This window comes from Ensifer sp. 22521, from assembly GCF_052044795.1.
Lineage (GTDB): Bacteria > Pseudomonadota > Alphaproteobacteria > Rhizobiales > Rhizobiaceae > Ensifer.
This window is the reverse complement of record NZ_JBQENM010000006.1, coordinates 116209-138329: the sequence shown is the minus strand read 5'-3', so window position 1 is coordinate 138329 and position 22121 is coordinate 116209. Positions and strand designations below refer to the sequence as shown.

Sequence of the window (22121 nt, the reverse complement as noted above, 5' to 3'; positions counted from 1 at the left end):
CGCGCTGTTCACCACACAAACAGGTGGTTGCAGCCTGCCAGAGTAATGGGTCCTGAGCCTAGTGCTTCGGTGGGCGCTAATGCCGCGTGCCTTCTGAGGCAATCTCTATGTATCGCCCGATCGACCAGAGGTAGGCGACAATCTCCAGCTTCAGGCTATCGCGGTCGCCGTACTTTTCGGTTATGCGGTCGAGTTCGTCTCTTGCTCGATGCTGTTCCTCGATATCGCCAAGCACATACTTGTCGTGGCCTATGGCCGTGATCTCGCAGCCGGCCGCAATCATCTCAGACACGAAATCCGGTATTTCGCTCGGCTTCATCATTCGCCGCTTGCTTTGGGCCATCTCAATCCTCCTTTGATCCAGCAGGAAGGGTAGGGCGGGATTACGTAGATCCGCTAGGCGCAGAAATGCTTCCTAAAATTTCGGGGTAGGGAGCCGGACCCCAGAGCGCTACGTTGCTTGGGGCTGGGACGCGCTCGGGGGTCACTCGCGCCAAGTGCGGTTGACGCTCAACTAGGAATGGCAACGCGAATGAGATTCGGCAATGCGGGTAGGACCTTTGCGGAGGGAGTATCAGACCTAAGTCCGAGGCGGTGACCGAATGACGGTAGCCCTTAATGCAGGGTGGAGTTGGGCCATCCGCGTCGCGTCCTCGTTTTTGCTTCCGAAGGCACCTTTGCGCGGCCATATGGGGGGAAGTCCCATGGCGGAACCTTTTCCGCCCCCCTACGTTTTGTAATGCTCTCGATCCTCAACCCGGTCGATCGAGGCGCCTCTAGGCCCCGCTGCCATTAGCGTCCCCGCTAGGTGTGGGGCCTACCGAGGTTATTGATGCTCGCAGTTTCTCGGCAAAAGCCGGGCGCCGGTTCGCCTCAGGTCCCGTTCAGCGGGGCCTTTTTTTATCCAACCAACTCCGCAGATGGGGAGGCGGGACTACTACCACCCGTTGCGCAATTTTCGCTCCGATGGCCAAGCTTTGGTCGCCGGGGTCCGAACCTTTATCCAGTGGACCGTTCGGAAATGGTCCGACGGGACACCCGACACGTACGACAACCCGATCGGCGCCCGCTATATCCTCAGCCACCCTGCGGATAAACTCGTCCGCGCCGGGGGCACTTACTTGGCCCTCGATCACGATGCTGTTTCCGAGCACTCTAAAGCAGAGGCCTTGCGTATCAAATGGAGCTTCGGCCGCCAGCGCATATTTTAGGGAGGCGATAAGTCCCGAGGAATCAGACCCCTCCCCGGCGCGACAACCAAATTCGGGTGGGATTAGGATCATCGCCAGAACTCCTTTATTGGAGTTCCAACCCGTCCGTACGAGCATTGTTCCCAGCCGCGTGCGCTTTCCTTCGCCTATGGAGACTGCGCAAAGAAATGGCCTCGTCGGTGCGACGAGGCCGGAGACTGCTTCTGGCTATCGCGGGGACATTTGGAGAGTCCGCCGCGTGATCCCGACGAGCGAGAAACGCACATACGGCGAAAAGGTTCCCAGGCAGGGAGCGAGCCAAAAAAGAATGGCCCCGAAAGGCAACGACGGGGCCAGAAGGAAGGGTGGCAGAGCCCCGGAAGAAACGGAGCCCGCTCTAATAACGCACGGTAATCAAAGTCGTTCCGCGCCGTTGTTTTCGTCAACGACACGACGGATAGGACGATGGCCCCATGCCGCGATACTCCGGCTGAAAGAACGTGCATTCGAAACGGCTGGTCAGGGCCGTTAGCAGCGCATGCGTGATCGCCGCCTTGGCATCGTCCCGTTTGCTGGCATCGATGCCGACAAAATCCTTAGCTATCGCCTCGGGCACCTTCCAGAGCTCGTCCGCCAATAGTTCGACGATCTCTGCTTCGTCTATTGCCACACCGTCCCGCTCGATACGGTGATTGCCGCGGATGCCGGCGACGATGGACTGAGCAATCCAATGAGCGCTCGATTTCTCGCGCCGCCGTGATCGGCCAGTGCCGGCGAATGCTCGCTTTATCGGCTCGCGCGTGGTAACGAGGTGGATATAAATGCCTTGATCAAGGTTCCGGTGATCGGTCATGGGATCACGCCTGCTTCGACGGAGGCCAGACCGCCGGCCGGTGCTCGAAGCAGAACCAGTTCGGCGCGGCCTTCCCGCTGGCGAAGCCGAATCCGCCCCACTTCTTGCAGCCAGGATGCTCGCACAGATGCGTGACGGGACCGCTTCCGGTCTTCACTGTTGCGCTACCTTCGTCACTCATGCTGTTGCCTTCCATCTGCGTGTTCTGCAAATGTTCTCATTCGGGTGTCGAGGAGTCAACACCCCGAATTTGGTCGGTCAAGCATGAATCGTGGGACGGCTTACAGCTTTGCCACGCAGCTTACCTGAGGGACTGGGGTCGGACCTTCACTGCGGCGGATCTCGACCACCTGAAGGTCGACGTGCAGGCCGGAGTACGCGGCTTTGCGGATTGTCTCATTGAAGATCCGCATCGCCTCCTGGAGGTTCTCCGCAGCTTCGCGCTGTTCTTCTCTCATTGCCTGCCTCGTTCGAACTGTTCGGCGTTCTATGATCCCCGGCTGTCTTGGCGTCAACGTCATCTCCGCCCGGAGAGCAAAGACTCGCGGGACGTTTTCTTGTTTTATGCGTTAATGCGGAATGACTAAAACACTCAGAAAGAAAACAGTTCCCGCTGCGCCGGCCGATCCCATGCCGCGCCGCGTCGAGCCATGCGTCGCAACCCTCGTGGACAAGCCGCCGAAAGGTCCACAATGGGCCTTCGAGGTGAAATGGGACGGCTACCGGCTCGCTGTTCATGTCGAGCCAGGCGAGGTGAGGGCGATCACCCGAGGCGGCTATGACTGGACGCGCAAGTTCGGCTTGATCGTCGCCGAGGCGCGCCAGCTTGGGCATGCCTCCATGATCCTCGATGGCGAGGCGGTCGTTCTCGACGACCAGGGCCGCTCAGATTTCGGTCTGTTACAGCGCGCCGTCGGCAAGAAGCCGAGCCTGCATGAGCCGAGCGAGATCATTTTCTTTGCTTTCGACCTTCTCTATCTCGACGGCCACGATTTGCGATCATTGCCGCTGGGGGAGCGCCGAAGCCGGTTGGAGCCGATCATCGCCGGCAGAACTGGCCCTATTCGCTTCTCTGAGGAGGTTCACGCTGACGGCGCAGAGTTCTTCCGCGCTGCGTGTGAGCTCGGGCTCGAGGGAATTATCGCAAAGCGGAGGGACAAGCCCTATCACTCCGGGCGTCGGCCGGAATGGCTGAAGATCAAATGCACCAGGCGCGACTGGTTCGTGATCGTCGGCTATGAGCGATCGACGGTGCCAGGTGCGATCGGTCGCCTGCTGCTGGCTGCCAAGAAGGGTGACGGCCTCGTTTACGTCGGCGGCTGTGGTACCGGATGGAGCAATAAGGAATCAGTGCAGCTTCGCGAGCTCCTCGACGCAATCCCCGCAAAACGGCCACCGGTGTCGCTGAAACGGAAGGGTGCAATCTTCTCCGAGCCGCTGCTGGTCACCGAGGTCGAATACCGCGCATGGACGCAGGATGGCAAGCTGCGCCATCCGTCATTTAAGAGGGTCGGCCAGCGGCGGGCCGAGGAGGTGGAGGTTTACCATCTCGATTAAGCGTCTGATCTTTGCAACTGTCGACGGCCCAGGCGGAGCTCCACCATCAGGCGCACCAACCACCCTCTGACGTCCGAGATAGCAATGAATTCTTCTATATGGTCGATGGCATATTCGAGCGTTTGTTCGGTGAGAGCAGTCGCCTCGCTCGGCGAGGCAGTCAGGCTCCGCGCCCATGCCGACAAGTCGGGCAACAAATCTACGACGGTGGTGCCGCCGCTGGCCGTCATCGTGTGGTCAATCGAAAGGCAGAACTCCTTCAAGCGCGCTTCGAGGTCCAACTCATTACGCGTGCCGGTCATATACAATTCCAGCGCATATCGGGCCAAGCACTCACCCTCCTCGCTCTCGCGGCTTATTGCCCGCGCATTTGCGACCTTCTCAAAGACCGTTGAGACGACCGTAAAATCTTGAGGAAGAATGTATCCAGATTGACGTGGAGAAAGCATAGCGCAATCCCTCCCTTGGGGCGAAAGCGCATATGATCTCCCAGCCGCCGGAGCCCTTTTAAAGTCCAGCGATAGTTTCATTATGCGCCGCTGGAGGCGCCTTGGAAATTAACTTTGACATGTTGAGCGGAATTCGTGTTTCCGGTTTTGGGTGTCAAATTTCCGGAAAATTGCGGCGCGCTGCATCCGCTCTTTAGCATTGATGCGGATGCAAAGTCGGGGCACGGAGTCCCGAAATAATTCCCGAAGTGGACACCTAGACACGGCGCAAATGCCTGGGCTACAAGGCCTCGCACAAAGTAGGCCTCTCTCCTGGGGGTCAAGGGGTCGTGGGTTCGAATCCCGCCGCTCCGACCATTTTTCTCAATCCTCAATCCCCCATAGAGCGATTGATCTGTTTTTCATTTCCCTCTTTGCAGCGCTACTCCGCCGGCTGAAGGATTGCCGGCACGCGGCGTTTGGCGGCCGCCTTCTGATAGAGCGTTTCCGTTTGATCGAGCATCACGTCGAGGGTGAAGCGGTCTTTCAGTCTTTGCGCGATGGCGGACAGCTCTCCGAATGTTTCCGGTGCGGCGGCTTTGACCATCGTCTTGGCGAGCAGGGACGTGTCGTCACTGTTCGGCAGGATGAAGCCGTTCTGGCCATCTTCGATGACCGTGCGGGCGCCGCCGATATCGGTGGCGATAATAGGCTTGCCTGCGGCCGCCCCTTCCAGCATCACGTAGGACATGGCTTCGTAGCGGCTCGGCATGACCAGAAGATCGAATGCCGGTGCGGCCTGCGGTCCGGTGAAGGCCGAGGTCAGGTGCATGCGGTTCTGCAATCCACTCTCGGCCATTGCCTTGCGCAGGCTCCTTTCGAGTTCGCCCGCGCCGACCATCACCAGATGGCTGTTTTTCACGGATGCGGCGACGCTCTGGAAAGCGGCGATCAGCCGCTCCGGCGCCTTTTGCGCCGAGAGGCGGCCAATGAAGCCGAAGACGAAGGCATCCGGCGCGATCCCGAAGCTGGCGCGAATCGTTTGCGCCATCTCGCATGAGGGCGGGGCAACGCCGTTGACGATCACCGACATCCGCTTTTCCGGCATGTTCAGCGACAACGCGTGACGATACTCATCCTCCGAAACGCAGATCAGATGGTCGGTGAGAAAACGGGCGAGGCCCCATTCGATCGTGCCGTAGATGAGGCGACCGGCGCGGCCGAGCGTCGGGTCGAGGGTCCGGAAGGCGTGCGGGGTATAGACACGCGGAACATGGGGGCCGGGCAGGCGCAGGCGCGTCAGCGCGCCGGCCTTCGAACTGTGGCCGTGGATGATGTCGAAATTGCCGCGGCGAATGAGGCGGCGCAATTCAAGAAAGCGGCCGATATCAGAAGGTCCCGGCGCGCGCTTCATATCGACGGCGTGGACGGCCGGCAGGCCGATTGCCTTCAATTCGCGCACGAAACCTTCCTCGGCGCGCACCGGCGAATAAACTGCCTCCACATGGTGCCCGCGCTCGTGCACGCCGCGGCAGAGGTCGAGGAAATGTCGGCCCGAGCCGCCGCCGCTTGGCTCCAGCACTTGGAGCAGGCGCAGGGGAAGGGCCGGGCGCCGGCCCGCAACGATGTGTTCCATGATCAGGAGCTCCAGCCGGCGCGTGCCTGCCGGCGATGGCGGTATTCGAGAGCGGCACATCCCCAGATGATGCCAAGGAGCAGGTAGAAATGGCGCCAGTGGTCGGTATCGATGACATTGCCGACGCCGACATGGCCGAGAACGGCGACCCAGGCGATCATCAGGTAGGTTTGCCAGGGGCGGTCGAGCAGCAGGAAGCGGAAGCCGAGCGAAAGCGTCCAGATCATCAGCGTGACATAGCTGATGAAACCGAGCCAGCCGTAGGAGGTCAGCGACTTCAGCCAGACATTGTGCTCGTCTTCCGGGAAGATCGTGCTGAAGACCATCGGCCCGATCCCGAGCGGCTTTTCCATCGACATCAGAAAGCCCAGGCGATGGCGGTCGAAACGGCCGAGATGCCCGCCGTCATAATCCTGCACGAGCTGCGACCGGCTGGAAAAGAGGGTTGCGACTTGCTCGGATTGAAGGGCGACGAGAAGAGCGCCGACGACCATAAGCCCGCCGACGAGCGCCAGGACCAGGATCCTGAGGCGGAAGAGGCCGCTGCGTTCCTTGAGCAGCATGACGAAGACGAAGGCGACGACGCAGAAGAGGTTGAGCGCCCAGGCCGCACGCGAAAACGACAGGAAGACACCGAGCGCGAGGATCATCAATGCGGCGATCTTCGGTGGTGCCTTCTGGATCGGCTGCGTCAGGATGCCATGGATCAGATACATGGCCGGCACCGAGAGAAACGGTCCGAATACGTTGGGGTCCTGAAAGGCGCCCTTGGCGCGGCCATAGAGTGTGAAGTTCTCCGCGCCCGGAATTGCGCCGAAATAGCCGAGAATGCCGAGCAACGCGGTAATGATGGCCGCTGCCACCCAGGCATTGAAGATCAGCCGCAGGCGCTCGTGGCGGTCTTCGATGATCGCGGCGTAGAACACCGACGATAGGGCAAGAAAGCCGGAGACCGCCATGTACATCGGGCCCTTGGTCAAGTCGACCATGACCGTCAAGGACAGGATGCCGCCCACCATGAACAGCGTCAGGAGCGCGAGCAGGGGAGCGACACTGCGGGAAATCTTGAGACCGAAGAGCGCCCACAGGCCAATGAGCGCGACCAGGAACAATTCATAGGGCGCGGGCTCGAAGATGACGAAGCCGGAGAGAAATACGGCGAACGCCACGAGCCCGGAGCCAAGCAGCGAGAGCGCCGCAAGCTGGGGACGAGCGATCGGGAACCGGCCTGTCTCGAAGGTGCTCAATAGGCGTTCTCGGTGTTGAGAAGCCGGAAAGGTGTCAGGAACAGGATCTTGAGATCGAAGAGCAGCGACCAGTTTTCGATGTAGTGGAGATCGAACGCCGTGCGCAGGCGGATCTTCTCGTCATTGTCGATCTCGCCGCGCCAGCCATTGATCTGCGCCCAGCCGGTAACGCCTGGCTTGACGCGATGGCGAGCGAAATAGCCTTCGACGACGTCGGAATAGGTCCGGTTCTGGGTCTGCGCCGCGACGGCGTGCGGACGCGGCCCAACGAGCGACAGTTCGCCTTTCAGCACGTTGAAAATCTGCGGCAGTTCATCGATCGACGACTTGCGGATGAAGCGGCCGACCGGCGTGACGCGAGGGTCGCCCTTGGTCACGGCGTTGCGTGCCGAAGGGTCGCTCATATGCGTATACATCGAGCGGAACTTGTAGACCTCGATCGTCTCGTTGTTGAAGCCGTGCCGCTTCTGCTTGAAGATGATCGGGCCGGGAGAGGTGGCTTTGACCGCGATGGCGGCGCCCAACATGATCGGCCATAGGAGCACCACGGCAACCAGGCTGAAGAAGATGTCGAAGCCGCGCTTGGCGACCGAGTCCCAATCGGCGATCGGCTTGTCGAAGATGTCGAGCATGGGCACATCGCCGACATGGGAATAGCTACGAGGACGGAAACGCAGATTGTTGGCGTGGGCCGCGAGCCGGATGTCGACCGGCAGGATCCAGAGCTTCTTGAGGAGCTCGAGAATGCGTTTTTCCGCCGTCAGCGGCAGCGAGATGATCAGCATGTCGATGCGCGCCAGGCGCGCGAACTCCACGAGCTCGTTGACCGTTCCAAGTTTCGGATAGCCGGCGATGACGTTCGGCGAGCGGCGCTCGTCGCGGTCGTCGAAAATGCCGCAGATACGGATGTCGTTATCGGGCTGATCCTCAAGCGTGCGGATCAGGTCCTTCGCCGGCTGGCCGCCGCCGACGACAACAGCGCGGCGTTCCATCGTGCCGTTGCGGGCCCAGTGGCGAATGGAATAGGCGATGAAGGCACGTTCGGCGACGAGAAAGAGCGCGCCACCGACGAACCAGCCGCCGAACCAGACGCGGGAATATTGGTGGCCGGATTTCAGGAAGAAGAGGGCGATGGCAATCCCACCGAAGGCGACCGCCCAGGCCGCGAGAATGCGCGGCATCACGCGCAGACAGGCGCGCAATGCAGGGATCTGGTAGGTATCGGCGATCTGCATCGCGGCAACCGCCAGCGCCGAGCCTCCCATCAGTATCGCCAGATAGAGCGGCAATTGCTCGAAGCCCGGTTGAACGTAGAGCGCGTTGATCGCGTAGCCGATGGCGAAGAGCGCGCTGAACTCGAAGAGCCGCATCAGCCCCATGATCATGGCCGGCGAATAGGTGTCGGCCCGGAACTGTTCGGCGATTTGCCGCGCCAGCGGATTGAGTTCTGCAGACGGCTCGCCGCTCGGCATCTCGCCCGGCGCACGGGAGCGGATTTCCGAAATCTTCTTGCGAAGCGCTTCGGGATCGAATGAATCCGGGCGGTCAAACTTGTTCATGGCTGTCTTCCGGCGCTGAAGTCCCTCAGTCCGGATAGCAGAAAGCCACTAAGAAACGCTTACGTTGTAGACGACACGCTATCCGTGGACGGCTGGTAAAGGCACAATTCCCGGTAGAGCTCTAGCATATCGGACGACATTACCGAAGCGGCGAATCGCGATTTGAATGTGTTCGGCTCAGGCATGACCCGCACCGCCCAGTCCTTCTCGCTGATCGAGCGCGCCATGATGGCGGCCAGTGACTGAACGTCGGCCGGTTCGGCGAGCGCGGCGCTGGCGGCCCCCAGTATTTCCGGGATGCCGCCGACACGGCTGGCAATGACCGGCTTTCTCGCCGCAAGCGCCTCGAGGACGATGTAGGGCATGGACTCGGCCCGCGAGGGAACGACGACGTTGCGCGCCAGCGTAAACGCCTCACGGGTCTTCATCGCCGGTTGCATCCTGATACGGCGGCTCAGACCTTGCTGCAGCATCAGTTCGCTATATTCCTGCTGCTGTGGGCCGTCGCCAATCATCAACGCCGAAAGCGGTCGCCCGACGAGGCGCTCGGTCCGCGCGAACGCCTCCACAAACAAATCGGGACCCTTCAGGTCCCGCATCATGCCAATATAGAGAAAATCGACAGCATCCGGCCGAGGGGCGATCACCTCGAACTCCCCGTCGTCGATCCCATTGTAGATCAGTTCGTGCCGTACACGTGGCGCACCGACCTTGGTGAAATAGGTCTGGCGCTCGAAGTCGCAGACAAAAACGAGCGCATCCGCGAGCCGCTCCTGAACCCGTTCCAGCGGGAAGACAAGCCGCCCGATCAGGGAGCGGCGGCGATAGTGGAGGCTCCCCCCGTGCGGGGAATAGAGGCGGGCTACGCGATACCTGTTGACCCGCAAGGCTGAACCGATGAGGCGGGCAATGGCGCCACCCTTGGCGCCGTGCCCATGCAACACATCCGGTCGCAAACTTCTGATTTCCTTGTAGCCGCGCCATAGCGCGGCAAGATCCGACGGCCCGACTGAGCGGTGAATCGGCATGCGAACGAGGCCGAGCGCCAGATAGGGCCGGATCTCGTCGAACAGTGAATCCTCGTGACTACCCCCGGTGGTGCTGTCGCAGAGAATGCCGACCTCATGGCCGGCGCGGGCGTGCGCCTCGGCAAGATCGCGCACATGGCGGAAAATTCCGCCGACGGGCGATCTGAAACAATGGATGATGCGCAGGGGACGCTGTTGCTGCATCGAGATCAGAACAGGCGTTCGCGGACGTAGATCGTATCGCCGGCGAGAACCGCGTCGGTGATCGGAACGCGGCCGGTGATGATGCGGCCGTTGATCTTGCGGGTAATGTCGGCGTTGGATTGGTTGGCGCGCGGCGAGAAACCGCCGGCGACGGCAATCGCATTCTGCACCGTCATCCCGGGCACGTAGGCATATTGTCCGGCCTGGCCGACTTCACCCATGATGAAGACCGAGCGGTAGCGATCGACCTCGATCGTCACGTCGGGGTCGCGCAGATAGCCCTGGCGCAACTTGGCAGCGATCATGCCTTCGAGCTCCGGCAGGGTCTTGCCGCGCGAGGCGACAGTGCCGATCAGCGGAAACGCGACGTAACCGGCCTGGTCGACCGTATAGGTGCCGCTGAGGCCGGCCTGTTCGAAGACGTTGATGCGCAGGCGATCGCCGCTGTCGAGGCGATAGGGCTGGATGGTGGCTTCGCTAAAAGCCTTCGGCGCCGGCTGGTAGCTTGTGCAACCGCTGAGCAACATCGACAGCACTGCCGCCGTGATCGCGAGACCTGTCTTGATAGCTGCGGTTGACATGCGGTTCATAGGCTCCGGAAACGACCCACCTTTTCAGACGTTATCGATCCGTTAGGGTTAATAGCCGGTAAACTCGCGGTAGAATTTTTGCGCCGTATCGCTGCAACGGGGAGGGGTTTATCACCCGGAGGTTGATCGTATTAACCCTTGCGTTACCATGTTCGTTTACCCTCCGGCAAAATTTGAGGGTTCGGAGCCAATAGCATGTCGGGAAGCGGCAGCGGTCAACAGGATGTGGATATCGACCTCGGCGGCCTGTTTCGCGCTGTCTGGGATCGGCGCGTCAAGGTGTTGCTCGCAACAGCCTGTGTGACAGCACTCGCCTTCGGTGCGGCAAAGATGATTGCGCCGGACTATCAGAGCGAAACCCGCGTGCTGATCGAATCGCGCGAGCCGGAGTTCAGCGGCCCCAATCAGTCTTCGCAGGCCGGCGCCGATCGTGTCTTCGACGAATCCGGGATCTTGAGCCAGGTGCAGGTGCTGCGTTCGGCGGACCTCATCAAGCAGGTCGCGCGCAATATGAAGCTCTATGAGCTGAAGGAGTTCGATCCATCGGCAGCACCCTCGGCGCTTTCGGATCTTCTCGTCATGCTCGGCCTCAAGAAGAACCCCTTGGAGATGCCGCCAGAGGAGAGGGTGCTCAAGGAATTCAACGACAAGCTCCAAGTCTATCAGGTCGAGAAGTCCCGCGTGATCGCGATCGCCTTCACCTCGAAGGACCGCCAGCTCGCGGCCGCCATTCCGAACGAAATGGCGAAGGTCTTCCTTACGTTGCAAAGCGGCGCCAAGCTCGACACCAATTCCGAGGCGACCCGCTGGCTGGAACCGGAGATCGCCAATCTGCGCGAGAAGGTGCGGGATGCGGAAGCGAAGGTTGCCGCCTACCGCTCTTCGTCCGATCTGTTGCCGACCGGCGAGACCGAGAATTTCGCGACGCGGCAATTGACCGATATTTCGACCGAGCTGACCCGGGTGCGCGGCGAGCGCGCCAATGCGGAGGCACGCGCTGCCGGCGTGCGCTCGGCCCTTGCAAGCGGCCGGGCGGCGGACACGATCACCGACGTCGTCGGATCACAGATGATCCAGCGGCTGAAGGAGACCGAAGCGAATCTGCAGGGGCAGGTTGCCGACCTTTCGACGACATTGCTGGATGGCCACCCACGCCTGAAGGCACTGAAATCGCAACTCGAAGGCATACGCGGACAGATTCGCAGCGAGACACGCAAGATCCTGGCGAGCCTGGAAAACGAGGCCAAGGTCGGCGAACTGCGCGAGCAGCAGCTCGTCCAGCAGCTGAACGCGCTGAAGGCTCAGTCCGCACAGGCCGGCGAGGAAGAGGTGGGGTTGCGTGCGCTGGAGCGCGAAGCGACCGCGCAACGGCAGTTGCTCGAAACCTATCTCGCACGTTACCGCGAGGCGACGTCGCGCACGGTGGAAAATGCGACACCCGCCGATGCACGTGTGATTTCAAGCGCGGTGGTTCCGACGAGCGCGAGCTTCCCGAAAGTGCTGCCGATCACGATCGTTGCCGCCCTCGCGACGTTCCTGTTGAGCTGCGTCGTGATCATGCTTGGCGAACTGTTCAGCGGCCGGGCGCTGCGTCCGGTTTCGGCAACGGGCGAGCGGCTTGCACCGGTTCGCCCGCGGCCGGCCTTGGCTGCAAGCGCCACCGATATCCCGATCATGGCAGCTGATAGGCAGCCTGAAGTGGCGCCTGTCACCGAGGATAATGATGCAGTCGAACTGCTGCCGGCGGCGCAAATTCCCGCTGCAGATACGGACACCGTGGAGGCTGCCGCCGAACCGGACTTCTCGATCGAGGCGGTGGCGGAACATCTTCGCGCCACCGGCGTGCGTGTTGCGATTTCGGTATCGCCGGGCGGAGACGAAGGATCGACCGCAACCGTGATGCTGGCGCGCCTGCTGGCTGAGGACGATATCAAGGTGGTGCTGATCGACCTGACCGGTTCGGCCTGCCCGACGCGCCTGATGGCGCGCTCGCCGCAGCTTCCCGGGATTACCAACCTGCTGGCGGGTGAGGTGCCCTTCACCGATACGATCCACGCCGACCGCTTCTCCGATGCACACGTCATTCCTCAGGGCGATGCGGATCCGCGGCAGGCGATGCGGGGCATCGAACGGCTGAAGATGATCATCGACGCCCTGACCAACGCCTACGATCTCGTTCTAGTCGAGTGCGGCCCGGCGGACGAAATGGCTGTCGAGAAGATTGCCGGCCGCGATGGCGCAGAGATCATCCTCTCGGCGCCGTCGGTCAGTGATGAGCGGATCGTCGAGGTTCTGACCGGTTTCGGTGCGGCCGGCTATCGCGACATCGTTCTCATGACCGGGCAGGCAGCCGATCCGGAGTATCCTGACCGGGATGCCGCCTAACCGACGACGGCGTGTCGAAAGCGAGAAGTCAACGCGGGCTGCTGCTGTTCGGCCTTCAGTCCCCGGTGCTTTGTGCACCGATTTTGCCTTGTCTGAACCGCCTCGCTCGCTGCAGGCGGGCGTAAACGGCCTTGTTCGACTTCGCCGCTGCCTTTGCGCGTACGACAAGGTGATGGCGCAGGGCGGCAAGGCGCCCCGGGAGGGTCACCGGTAATGTAATGTCACGCAACGGCGTCTCGATCGTGCACCAGGATCGCTTGTAGGGTTGGTCGCCGACACCGAAATCGAACAGGCGCACGCCTTGCGTCGAGAGGCGTTCGATCATCCGATAGAACAGCAATTCACCCGGACTTGCTTCGCCTGCCAGCGTCTCGTCGATCGAGCCGAATTGGCAGATGACATGGTCGCCCTTGAGCGAAATCCCGGCGACGGCAACGACCTGCCCGTCACGTTCTCCTCTAAGCCGGATGGCGTTGAGCTGCATGAGCTGTGGGTTGCCGTCCTGATAGGAGGCAAGCGCATGGAAGAAGGCTTGTGTCTCGGCGTCGTGAAAGACGTCGGGGAGGCCGAGTGTTGCGAAGCGCGTCGCCTTCTGCCGGAAGAAGGTATCGAGCAACGTCTGCGCCTCGCCGGGGGTGCGGGCGATCACATAGTCGTAGCCGCCCATCTCCGTCAGTCGTCGTTCGGAGATGCGCATCTTCTTGCGGCGGCGCTTGGCGTTGATCTGCGCCAGTGTGAGCTGAATGCTGCCGAGGAGGGGCAGCTGGAATGACGAATTGGGGTTTGCGACGCCTGGAAGTGCGGCAAAGGGGCTGACGCCACCACGCCACTCGCTCGGCATCCGTTCGAGCATGACGACATCGGCGAAGCCGCGGAGCGCCGTTCGAATATCCCGGGCCAAGGCATGGGCCAGTGCCGGAGTGATGACTGCGGAGGCACCGTCGATAAAGAGCCCCGTGTTGAGGTTGCTGTGTTCCGTTCCGATCAGGCGGGCTGTTCGAAACAGGCGCCCGTGCCTGAGTTCCAGCGGCAGAATGAGGAAAAGCACGCCATCGAACGCAACGCGCAGCAGCAAGAGATCGCTGTTGTGGGTTTCCGCCCAGGCACGGCACCAGTCATAGGCGTGATGCAGCGAATTGCCAGCGAGGCTGTCGAGTGCACGCCATTCGGCCTCCAGCGGCTCCATGGCGCGATGGATCGTAACATCGAAGCGGCGCGTCGTGGTATCGGACGGACCGACACGCATGGACACGCGCGGGCAACGGTCGCCAGAGCCTTCCATGGTCAGATCGGAGTTCGTCATCGAAGGTGCCATCCGGTCCCTGTTGCCGAGCGATTGAACTTCAAGGCCGCTACGATCCGTTTAATGCAGCAACTCTTATGAACGGCAGTGAAGAATAAGCGGTGAACGCAGTTAGCAAAGCGTGAAGCGTTGCGGATATCTCACGGCGCGGCTTCAATCGATAAAGCCTGTGGCCAGTGCCCTTGCCCATTCCAGCCGGTTGCGGCTGGCCGCGAGCCGGGACATCGCCATCCAGTCGTAGGGAACACTGCGGAAGGTGACGCTCCACCCTGACGGCGTCTGCTCGACGACGGCGTAGCGTGCATCCGGCGAGCCCGCCTCGACCTTGTGCGGCACGGGCTGGTCGTCGTCATAACCGGGGCAGCCGACGCTGCCGGGGTTGACCACGAGGCGGCCGTCTGAAAGGCGGATGGCGCGCTGGATATGCGTGTGTCCGCAAAGGATGACCGGATAATTGATGCCGGCGGCTTCAGCCTCGATTGCCGAACGCGCCGCCATGTGGACGGTGCCGTCGGTCGTCAGAGCCTCTAGCCAGTAGGTCTCATCGTTCGTCGGCGTCGCATGGCACAAGAAAAACGTTTCCCTGTGGACGTGCGCGACGGGGAGGGTGGCCAGCCATTCGCGGTGCTCCGGCTGCAATTCATCGTAGGCGGAGCGATCCGATAACCCCAGGTCCCGGGGGTCGACTGTCAACAGATAGCGATCGTGATTGCCTCGGATCGAGGGGATCGCGCGCTTCATGAGGATGTCGGCAGTGCGCGCTGCATTGAGCGGGCCGCTCACGTGATCGCCGAGGTTGACGATGTCGGTGATACCGAGCGCATCGATGTCGGCGAGAACGGCCTCGAGCGCGAGATCGTTGCCATGGATATCGGCGATGACCGCAAGTCTCATTTTTGCGTCTCCTCAAATGGCCGCTGCGCTTTGGCTCAGCGATCGCGAGCCGGCTTTTCCATCCATTTGATAATCAGCATGGCTGGCAATATCCAGAGCAGGCCGGTGAAGAAGAAGTAGGCCAGATGCACCCACCAGGGTGCGGCGCCGAGCAGCAGCGAGGCAAAGGTGACGGCAGCCAGTGCGTAAACGACGACGAGGATGATGATCAGGATCGTGCCGATCAGCTTTCTGAGGCGTACGGGCATTTCACTTCTTTCAGATGGCTTGCATGGGCGCGGACCGACCGCGACGGCATGCCGCAAAGGTTTCGGTCTTGTTTTGCATGCCGCTCTGGTGCAAATCAACGGCTTTCCGAAAGGTGCGACCGTTGATCCGTCCGGTCGCGCCGCCGACAACCCTGCGATACCAGAGGCAAAATAATGGCCGGCGTCGAAATGGCGACAGAACAGATGCTTCGAAACGAGATCGGCAAGACCGAGCGCAACCGCCGGCAGATCCGCGGCTGGCTCGCCGTCGTTATTTTCACGCTCTTTGCGCTCGTGCTTGTCGGTGGTGCAACACGCCTCACGGAATCGGGGTTGTCGATCACTGAATGGAAGCCGATCCATGGTGTCATCCCGCCGCTTTCGGCCGCTGAGTGGGAGGAAGAGTTCCAGCTCTATCAGCGCATTCCGCAGTATCAGCAGATGAACAACGGCATGACGGTTGACGAGTTCAAGACGATCTTCTGGTGGGAATGGGCGCATCGCCTGCTGGCCCGCACCATCGGGATCATCTTCGCTCTGCCGCTCGCGTTCTTCTGGCTGACTGGCCGGGTCGAGCGCAAGCTCCGGATGCCGCTTCTCGGCATCCTCGGCCTTGGCGGCTTTCAGGGTTTCATCGGCTGGTGGATGGTTTCCTCCGGCCTCGTCGAGCGCACCGAGGTCAGCCAGTACCGGCTGGCGACGCACCTCGTCATTGCCTGTCTGATCTTCGCCTCTTGTATGTGGATCTTCCGGGGGCTCAGTCCGCATTCGAACGACGCAGCGCCCACGGATCGTTCGCGCAAGATGGCAATGATCATCGCCATCTTCAGCCTGTTCCAGATCTATCTCGGCGCGCTCGTCGCCGGCCTCGACGCCGGCTTCAGCTACAACACCTGGCCGCTGATGGATGGAGCGATCGTTCCGCAGGACCTGTTCCTGCAGCAGCCCTGGTGGATCAATCTGTTCGAGAATCCGAAGACGGTGCAGTTCGTTCACCGGATAGGCGCCTATGTGCTGTTTGCCTTCGCGCTGATGCACATGATTGCCTCTCTGAGGGCTGCTCCTGAGACGACCCATGCGCGGCGCTCTGTGCTTCTGTTTCTGCTCGTCTCAGCCCAGGCGGTCATCGGCATCACCACGCTGGTGCTGCAGGTGCCGATCGGCTGGGGCGTGCTACACCAGGGCGGTGCCCTTGTCGTGCTCGGTTTCGCCATCGCCCACTGGCGTGGTTTCTACGGCGAATATCCGCGGCCGACGGCGATCGAGCTGCGCGACTGACGCTTCAACATATGTGATAAAAAAAGACCCCGACGAGCGGCTCGCCGGGGTCTTTTGTTTTTCCAGGCTGCCGCCGATCAGGCCGACAGCATCAGGTCCATGTTCTGGACGGCCGCGCCCGAAGCGCCCTTGCCGAGATTGTCGAGCAGGGCGACGAGGTTCACGTGATTGCCGCCGGCGGTGCCGAAGACGAAGAGCTTCATCGTGTCCTTGCCGGCAAGCTCGGTCGCGTCGATGCGCGCGAGCTTCTCGCTTTCCGCAAGCGGCACGACCTCGACGATCGACTGCCCGGCATAGTGCTCGACCAGCGCCGAGTGGATCGTCTCCAGCGTTGCGCCGGCGGCAAGATCCTCAAGATAGAGCGGGACTTGGACGATCATGCCCTGCGCGAATTTGCCGACCGAGGGAGCGAAAATCGGCGCACGGTCGAGCAGGCCGTGCATCTTCATTTCGGGCACGTGCTTGTGCTTGAGCGGCAAGCCATAGAGGAAGTGCGGCGCGCTGATGTGGTCCGCATTGGTTTCGTCTTCCATCTGCGCGATCATCTGCTTGCCGCCGCCGGTGTAGCCGGAAACAGCGTTGACCGTGACCGGGTAGCCGTCGGGCACGATGCCGGCCTGGCGTAGCGGCCGGATCACGCCGATCGCGCCGGTCGGATAGCAGCCGGGATTGGCGACGTGGCGTGCATCGCGGATCTTCTCCGGCTGCGCCTTGTCCATTTCGGCAAAGCCATAGGCCCAGTCCGGGGCGATGCGGTGTGCCGTCGACGTGTCGATGATGCGCACCTTGTTGTTGCCGGAAACCATTGAAACCGCTTCGCGCGACGCATCGTCCGGCAGGCACAGAATGGCGATGTCGGCGTCGTTCAGGAGATCTTCGCGCATCGTGGCGTTGCGTCGTTCCGCTTCCGGGATGGAAAGCAGTTCGAGGTCGCTGCGGCCGGCCATGCGCGTGCGGATCTGCAGGCCCGTGGTGCCGTGTTCGCCATCGATGAAGATCTTCGGTTTCATGATTTTCCCGTTCTGTCAGTGATTTACGGATAGTTCCGGAATCATTCTGGCATAGAATTGAATCAATTTCTCAACAGGCCGGCGGACCGCCGCCAGCCCTGTCAGTTCCTATACAAGCAGCCGCCCCTGGTCGCAACGGCGATACGGTTCTTCAGCGCAGCGGTGCGCGTTCCGCAAGTTTCTCCGCATGCAGTCCCAGCATGAACATGGCGACAGTGGCGCCCGCGATTGCGGTGACTTCGGCATGGTCGTAGGCGGGTGCCACTTCGACGACATCGCTGCCGACAATCGTCAGGGCGCCGAGCTTGCGCAGCACCGAGAGGATCTTGGCGCTCGACGGGCCGCCGGCAACCGGCGTGCCGGTGCCGGGCGCGTAGGCCGGGTCGAGGCAATCGATGTCGAAGGTGAGATAGGCCTTGCGTTCGCCGACCTGCCGGATGATCGTTTCGGCAATCTCGGCAGCACTCATTTCCTCGACGTCATAGCCATAGAGAATGCGAATACCGCAGTCTTCGGGTGCGTGGGTGCGGATGCCGATCTGGATCGAGGCGTCGGTATCGATCAGGCCCTCGCGTGCGGCACGTCCGACGAAGGAGCCATGATCGATCCGCCCCCGTTCGTCCGGCCAGGTATCCTGGTGTGCGTCGAACTGCACGAGGGCGAGGGGGCCGTGGATGGCCGCCTGCGCCTTCAGGATCGGATAGGTAATGAAGTGGTCGCCGCCGAGCGTCTGCAGATAAGCGCCGCTTCTGATGATTTTCACCGCTTCGCGCTCGATCGTCGCCGGCGTCTTCGAATGGTTGCCGTAGTCGAGCAGGCAGTCGCCGTAGTCGATCGTCGCCATCGCGGCAAAGAGGTCGCGCTCGAAGGGGTACTGCGGATCGTTGTCGAAGATGGCGGAGGCGCGACGGATCGCCTGTGGCCCGAAGCGGGCGCCAGGACGGTTGGACGTGGCGGCATCGAAGGGAATGCCCCAGACTACGGCGTCGACACCCTTCAACTGCTTCGAATATTTGCGGCGCATGAAGGAGAGAATGCCGGCATGCGTCGGATCGGATGCCGCCGATGTGAGTGAGCGCGCCGTCAGCGCATGATCGATTGTCCTGTTGGCCATGTCCCGTCTCTGCTTCAGGGCGGGATGAAGAGAGCCGTGTGCTCGTATCCCGCTCTAACTTGTGGTGGCGAGACGTTGGACAATCGTCGCCGGCAAGGCAAGGCCCTGCCGGCCGATTCTTCCGCGATTACGAAGCCTTGGCTTCGTAGGTCGGGGCGAAGTCGCCAAGCGCCTTCGCTTCGGTGATGCGCGCGGCGATATCTTCTTCGATGATCGTTTCGAGCTGGGCGAAGCTGTCGATCACGTAATAGATCGGCTGCACGATATCGATGCGATACGGCGTGCGCAGCACGGTCATCAGGTCGAACGGCCGGAACTCGACACCCGGTGTCTCCATGGCGTTGCGCGTCTCGTTTGGCGAGGAGACGATGCCTGCGCCGTAGCAGCGGCGGCCCTTCGGTGTGTTGATCAGGCCGAACTCGACGGTGAACCAGAAGATCCGGAACAGATGCCAGGAGTAACCTTTGCCGAGCGAAACGGCCTTCTCGCCGAAGCGACGGACGAAGTGGGCGTAACTCTGGTTGGTGAGCAACGGGCAGTGACCGAAGACTTCGTGAAAGATGTCGGGCTCTTCGATGTAGTCGATATGCTCACGCCGGCGGATGAAGGTCGCCAGTGGAAACTTGCCCTGGGACAGAAGCTCGTAGAAACGGGACGGCGGAATGAGCGCCGGCACGCCTTCGACGCCGAAGCCGGTGGTTTCCGCTAGACGGCGGTTCACGTCCTTCAGCTGCGGCACATGATGCGGCCCCAGGTCGAGTGTCTTTGCGCCTTCCAAATATTCGTCGCAGGCCTTGTCAGCGAGAAGCTTCATCTGCCGCTGATAGAGCTCGCCCCAGATCGCATCTTCTTCCGGAGTGTAATGATAAGTTCCGTCCGGTTCCGGCAGTTTCGCAGTGTATGTACTCTCCTTCGTCATGACGTCTCCTCATTCGAACTCTCCTGTTGCAATTGTATCGCGGATGGCGCGAGTATTTGTTCCACAGTTGCCAGACACGGGCCTGATGACGGGAGGAAATTTCAAGATGCCGTCCGATGTGAAAGAAAATCTCCAGCCCGTTCGAAAGCTGCTGCGATTGATTCAGGCTGATAGCGGCCAGTCGCTCTCCGATCTCGCCGAGAAGGCGGGCATGTCGCAAAGTTCCGCCTGGCGACGGCTGCAGGAACTGGAGACGGATGGCGTCATTCGCAAGCGGGTGGCGTTGCTCGATCCGGCAAAGCTCGATCTGAAACTCTGCATCATCGCTCACGTGACGCTGGAGGATCATCATGACGAGGCGATCGCAGCCTTCTCGGCGTTGGTGCGCGATCGCCCGGAGATCATGGAATGCTACGCTCTATCCGGCACCTTCGATTATATGCTGAAGATCCGCGCCAACGACGTCGAAAGTTACGACGCCTTCATGACGCGCTACCTGATGCGCAACCCGCATGTGCGCACGGTCGTGTCGAGCTTCGTGTTGCGTGAACTCAAGTCGACGACGGAACTGCCGATCTGAAGCGGTTCGGTCATGGCGACTGCCGGGACCCTATGAGCGCTCGAACCCGTATTGCCGCTCGATCTTGCCGACACGGACTTGATAATCCTCGTACCAGCGCTCGCGGCCGAGCCGCTGGGCGGTCAAATGCCGGACGTCGCTTTTCCACGCCGCGATGCTCTCCTCGTCCGCCCAATAGGAATTGGTGATGCCGGAGCCATCAGCACCACGCACGCTTTCGAGCCCGAGAAAACCTGGCTGTTCGCGCGCCAGCCTCTCCATCTCCGTGCCCATATTGTCGTAGCCGTGATCGCCGGCCGTCCGTCGCGAGGAGAAGGTGACGATGTAGTAGGGCGGCTCTGGGGTCTTGGCGACGGGGGAGCTTGTCATGCGATGCCTCGGAGGATCGATGCTGCGGGATACGGTGGGGGCGATGATAACAAAAAAAGGCGGAGCAAAGCCCCGCCTTTCCAAGTCGCAGTTTGGAAGCGATTAACGCTTCGAGAACTGGAACGAACGACGTGCCTTCGCACGGCCGTACTTCTTACGCTCGACCACGCGGCTGTCGCGGGTGAGGAAGCCACCGCGCTTCAGAACGGAGCGCAGGCCCGGTTCGAAGTAGGTGAGGGCCTTGGAGATGCCGTGACGAACGGCACCGGCCTGGCCGGAGAGACCGCCACCGGCGACCGTCGCGTCGATGTCGAACTGGCCGTCACGGGCAGCTGCGACGATCGGCTGCTGCAGGATCATCTGCAGAACCGGACGAGCGAAGTAGTCGAGGTACGGCTTGCCGTTGATGGTGATCTTGCCCGAGCCGGGCTTGACCCATACGCGGGCAACAGCGTTCTTACGCTTGCCGGTCGCGTAGGAGCGACCCTGGGCGTCGACCTTCTTGACGTGAACCGGAGCAGCCGGTTCCGCGGTCGTGGCGATGTCCTTGAGAGCGGAAAGGTCGGCCATTATTAGGCGCTCCTTGTGTTCTTGCTGTTCAGCTTGGCGACGTCGAGGACGGCCGGCTGCTGTGCTTCATGCGGGTGGTTGGCGCCTGCGTAAACGCGCAGGTTCTTCATCTGGCGACGGCCGAGCGGACCACGCGGAACCATGCGCTCGACGGCCTTCTCGATGACGCGCTCCGGGAAGCGGCCTTCGATGATCTGGCGCGCGGTGCGCTCCTTGATACCGCCGGGGTAGCCGGTGTGCCAGTAGTACTTCTTGTCGGTGTACTTCTTGCCCGTCAGAACTGCCTTCTCGGCGTTGATGACGATGACGTTGTCGCCGTCGTCAACATGCGGGGTGAAGGTAGCTTTGTGCTTGCCGCGCAGGCGGTTTGCGATGAGGGAAGCGAGGCGACCAACAACGAGGCCTTCGGCGTCGATGATGATCCACTTCTTCTCCACCTCTGCAGGCTTCTGAACGAAGGTTGCCATATCTAAACTCTTTCTTTGGACCCGGGCGGCGAACCGCCGGGCGTTTCTTGTTGCTTGGTTTTGCCCGGTTTCCCGGGCAAAAGAAGAAAGCGGCCCTTGAGGACCGCGATCTGCGGCAGCTTATACGCAAGTGCGAAACAAGCGTCAAGAACGCGAAATCTGTGCGATGTAAATAAATATAAGCAAAAACAATAAGTTACATGTATGGTATTTTGATACCACACTTTAACGCGGCGGAATCGAATAGGTCGCCGTTGCATGGGCGACGAGATCGTCGTCGCCGACCTTGACGATCGATGCGTCGAGCACGGCGAGGCGCTTGCCGAGTTTGAGGATCCGGCAGGTACATTCGAGCGGCTCCGGGTCCGGCTTGCGCAGGAAGTTGATGTTGAGATTGGTGGTAACCGCAAGCGCGACCGGACCGATATGGGCGATCAGCGCGATATAGGCGGAAACGTCCGCAAGCGCGAAGAGGGTGGGGCCTGAGACGGTGCCGCCCGGACGGATGTGCCTTTCGTTGGGATCGAGCCGCATGGTGGCAAAGCCTGGGCCTGCCGCCGTGACGTGAAAAACCTTGCCATCAGTGTGGACCTGCGGAAAATCCGTGTCGAGAAACCGGTTGAGTTCGTCGACGGTCATGATCGGCTCGATGGTCATGCATTGCATCCTTCAATATATATCTGCCCGTCACC

Annotated in this window: 24 protein-coding genes; 4 read left to right on the top strand and 20 right to left on the bottom strand. The window is 61.3% G+C overall.

Annotation, left to right across the window (positions count from 1 at the left end; genetic code table 11):
• Positions 1–76: 76 nt before the first annotated feature.
• The 4 genes from ACTJKE_RS10440 to ACTJKE_RS10425 all read right to left on the bottom strand — a co-directional run bounded on the left by ACTJKE_RS10440 (position 77) and on the right by ACTJKE_RS10425 (position 2501).
• Positions 77–343, bottom strand: coding sequence for a hypothetical protein (locus ACTJKE_RS10440; RefSeq protein WP_440691817.1), 267 nt, complete (start codon positions 341–343; stop codon positions 77–79).
• A 1289-nt stretch (positions 344–1632) separates the two neighbouring features.
• Positions 1633–2043, bottom strand: a complete 411-nt coding sequence (locus tag ACTJKE_RS10435; protein WP_440691816.1) for a hypothetical protein — start codon at positions 2041–2043, stop codon at positions 1633–1635.
• 4 nt (positions 2044–2047) lie between these two features.
• On the bottom strand, positions 2048–2254 hold the full coding sequence (locus tag ACTJKE_RS10430; protein ID WP_370006533.1) for a hypothetical protein: 207 nt from the start codon (positions 2252–2254) through the stop codon (positions 2048–2050).
• Between the two features lie 70 nt (positions 2255–2324).
• Entirely contained in the window at positions 2325–2501 is a 177-nt protein-coding gene (locus ACTJKE_RS10425; RefSeq protein WP_197417280.1) for a hypothetical protein, read from the bottom strand.
• A 172-nt stretch (positions 2502–2673) separates the two neighbouring features.
• Between ACTJKE_RS10425 and ligD the strand changes: the two genes are divergently transcribed.
• Positions 2674–3600: a non-homologous end-joining DNA ligase gene (gene ligD / locus ACTJKE_RS10420; protein WP_440691815.1), complete on the top strand. Its 927-nt coding sequence runs from the start codon at positions 2674–2676 to the stop codon at positions 3598–3600.
• Here ligD and ACTJKE_RS10415 read toward each other — a convergent pair.
• The 6 genes from ACTJKE_RS10415 to ACTJKE_RS10390 form a co-directional block, all read right to left on the bottom strand.
• A complete protein-coding gene (locus ACTJKE_RS10415; protein ID WP_440691814.1) occupies positions 3597–4049 on the bottom strand; it encodes a hypothetical protein in 453 nt (150 codons plus the stop codon). The genes ligD and ACTJKE_RS10415 overlap by 4 nt on opposite strands.
• A gap of 421 nt (positions 4050–4470) precedes the next feature.
• The gene (locus tag ACTJKE_RS10410; RefSeq protein ID WP_112995517.1) at positions 4471–5664 is read right to left on the bottom strand and encodes a glycosyltransferase family 4 protein; all 1194 of its coding nucleotides are present in this window, start codon (positions 5662–5664) and stop codon (positions 4471–4473) included.
• Positions 5665–5666: 2 nt separating this feature from the next.
• A complete protein-coding gene (locus ACTJKE_RS10405; RefSeq protein ID WP_440636722.1) occupies positions 5667–6911 on the bottom strand; it encodes an O-antigen ligase family protein in 1245 nt (414 codons plus the stop codon).
• Positions 6908–8281: an undecaprenyl-phosphate glucose phosphotransferase gene (locus ACTJKE_RS10400; protein WP_440636845.1), complete on the bottom strand. Its 1374-nt coding sequence runs from the start codon at positions 8279–8281 to the stop codon at positions 6908–6910. The genes ACTJKE_RS10405 and ACTJKE_RS10400 overlap by 4 nt, the downstream gene beginning before the upstream one ends.
• Before the next feature lie 248 nt (positions 8282–8529).
• Positions 8530–9702, bottom strand: coding sequence for a glycosyltransferase family 4 protein (locus tag ACTJKE_RS10395; RefSeq protein WP_112995515.1), 1173 nt, complete (start codon positions 9700–9702; stop codon positions 8530–8532).
• Between the two features lie 5 nt (positions 9703–9707).
• Positions 9708–10283 (bottom strand): polysaccharide biosynthesis/export family protein, encoded by a 576-nt coding sequence (locus tag ACTJKE_RS10390; protein ID WP_057252881.1) that lies wholly within the window; start codon positions 10281–10283, stop codon positions 9708–9710.
• A 204-nt stretch (positions 10284–10487) separates the two neighbouring features.
• Between ACTJKE_RS10390 and ACTJKE_RS10385 the strand changes: the two genes are divergently transcribed.
• The gene (locus ACTJKE_RS10385; RefSeq protein ID WP_112995514.1) at positions 10488–12677 is read left to right on the top strand and encodes a GumC family protein; all 2190 of its coding nucleotides are present in this window, start codon (positions 10488–10490) and stop codon (positions 12675–12677) included.
• A 55-nt stretch (positions 12678–12732) separates the two neighbouring features.
• Here ACTJKE_RS10385 and ACTJKE_RS10380 read toward each other — a convergent pair whose 3' ends face one another.
• The 3 genes from ACTJKE_RS10380 to ACTJKE_RS10370 form a co-directional block, all read right to left on the bottom strand.
• A complete protein-coding gene (locus ACTJKE_RS10380) occupies positions 12733–13923 on the bottom strand; it encodes a GNAT family N-acetyltransferase (protein ID WP_440636843.1) in 1191 nt (396 codons plus the stop codon).
• Between the two features lie 210 nt (positions 13924–14133).
• Entirely contained in the window at positions 14134–14874 is a 741-nt protein-coding gene (locus ACTJKE_RS10375; RefSeq protein ID WP_058321518.1) for a metallophosphoesterase family protein, read from the bottom strand.
• A gap of 35 nt (positions 14875–14909) precedes the next feature.
• Positions 14910–15122, bottom strand: a complete 213-nt coding sequence (locus tag ACTJKE_RS10370; protein ID WP_057252395.1) for a DUF2842 domain-containing protein — start codon at positions 15120–15122, stop codon at positions 14910–14912.
• 174 nt (positions 15123–15296) lie between these two features.
• Between ACTJKE_RS10370 and ACTJKE_RS10365 the strand changes: the two genes are divergently transcribed.
• Positions 15297–16400, top strand: a complete 1104-nt coding sequence (locus tag ACTJKE_RS10365) for a COX15/CtaA family protein (RefSeq protein ID WP_058321517.1) — start codon at positions 15297–15299, stop codon at positions 16398–16400.
• 77 nt (positions 16401–16477) lie between these two features.
• Here ACTJKE_RS10365 and argC read toward each other — a convergent pair whose 3' ends face one another.
• The 3 genes from argC to ACTJKE_RS10350 all read right to left on the bottom strand — a co-directional run bounded on the left by argC (position 16478) and on the right by ACTJKE_RS10350 (position 19443).
• The gene (argC, locus tag ACTJKE_RS10360) at positions 16478–17410 is read right to left on the bottom strand and encodes an N-acetyl-gamma-glutamyl-phosphate reductase (RefSeq protein WP_057252391.1); all 933 of its coding nucleotides are present in this window, start codon (positions 17408–17410) and stop codon (positions 16478–16480) included.
• Positions 17411–17561: 151 nt separating this feature from the next.
• Positions 17562–18524, bottom strand: a complete 963-nt coding sequence (speB, locus tag ACTJKE_RS10355) for an agmatinase (protein ID WP_440636717.1) — start codon at positions 18522–18524, stop codon at positions 17562–17564.
• Between the two features lie 127 nt (positions 18525–18651).
• The gene (locus ACTJKE_RS10350; protein WP_058321514.1) at positions 18652–19443 is read right to left on the bottom strand and encodes a phenylalanine 4-monooxygenase; all 792 of its coding nucleotides are present in this window, start codon (positions 19441–19443) and stop codon (positions 18652–18654) included.
• Between the two features lie 106 nt (positions 19444–19549).
• Between ACTJKE_RS10350 and ACTJKE_RS10345 the strand changes: the two genes are divergently transcribed.
• Positions 19550–20023: an Lrp/AsnC family transcriptional regulator gene (locus ACTJKE_RS10345; protein WP_058321513.1), complete on the top strand. Its 474-nt coding sequence runs from the start codon at positions 19550–19552 to the stop codon at positions 20021–20023.
• 30 nt (positions 20024–20053) lie between these two features.
• Here ACTJKE_RS10345 and ACTJKE_RS10340 read toward each other — a convergent pair whose 3' ends face one another.
• From ACTJKE_RS10340 to ACTJKE_RS10325, 4 genes are all read right to left on the bottom strand, one after another.
• A complete protein-coding gene (locus ACTJKE_RS10340) occupies positions 20054–20392 on the bottom strand; it encodes an antibiotic biosynthesis monooxygenase family protein (RefSeq protein WP_058321512.1) in 339 nt (112 codons plus the stop codon).
• 102 nt (positions 20393–20494) lie between these two features.
• Positions 20495–20962: a 30S ribosomal protein S9 gene (rpsI, locus tag ACTJKE_RS10335; protein ID WP_057252381.1), complete on the bottom strand. Its 468-nt coding sequence runs from the start codon at positions 20960–20962 to the stop codon at positions 20495–20497.
• A gap of 2 nt (positions 20963–20964) precedes the next feature.
• Complete coding sequence (gene rplM, locus ACTJKE_RS10330) at positions 20965–21429, bottom strand: 50S ribosomal protein L13 (RefSeq protein ID WP_057252379.1); 465 nt, start codon at positions 21427–21429, stop codon at positions 20965–20967.
• 225 nt (positions 21430–21654) lie between these two features.
• Positions 21655–22086 carry a PaaI family thioesterase gene (locus tag ACTJKE_RS10325; RefSeq protein WP_058321511.1) on the bottom strand — a complete coding sequence of 144 codons (432 nt, stop codon included), beginning with the start codon at positions 22084–22086 and terminating at the stop codon, positions 21655–21657.
• Positions 22087–22121 lie beyond the last annotated feature (35 nt).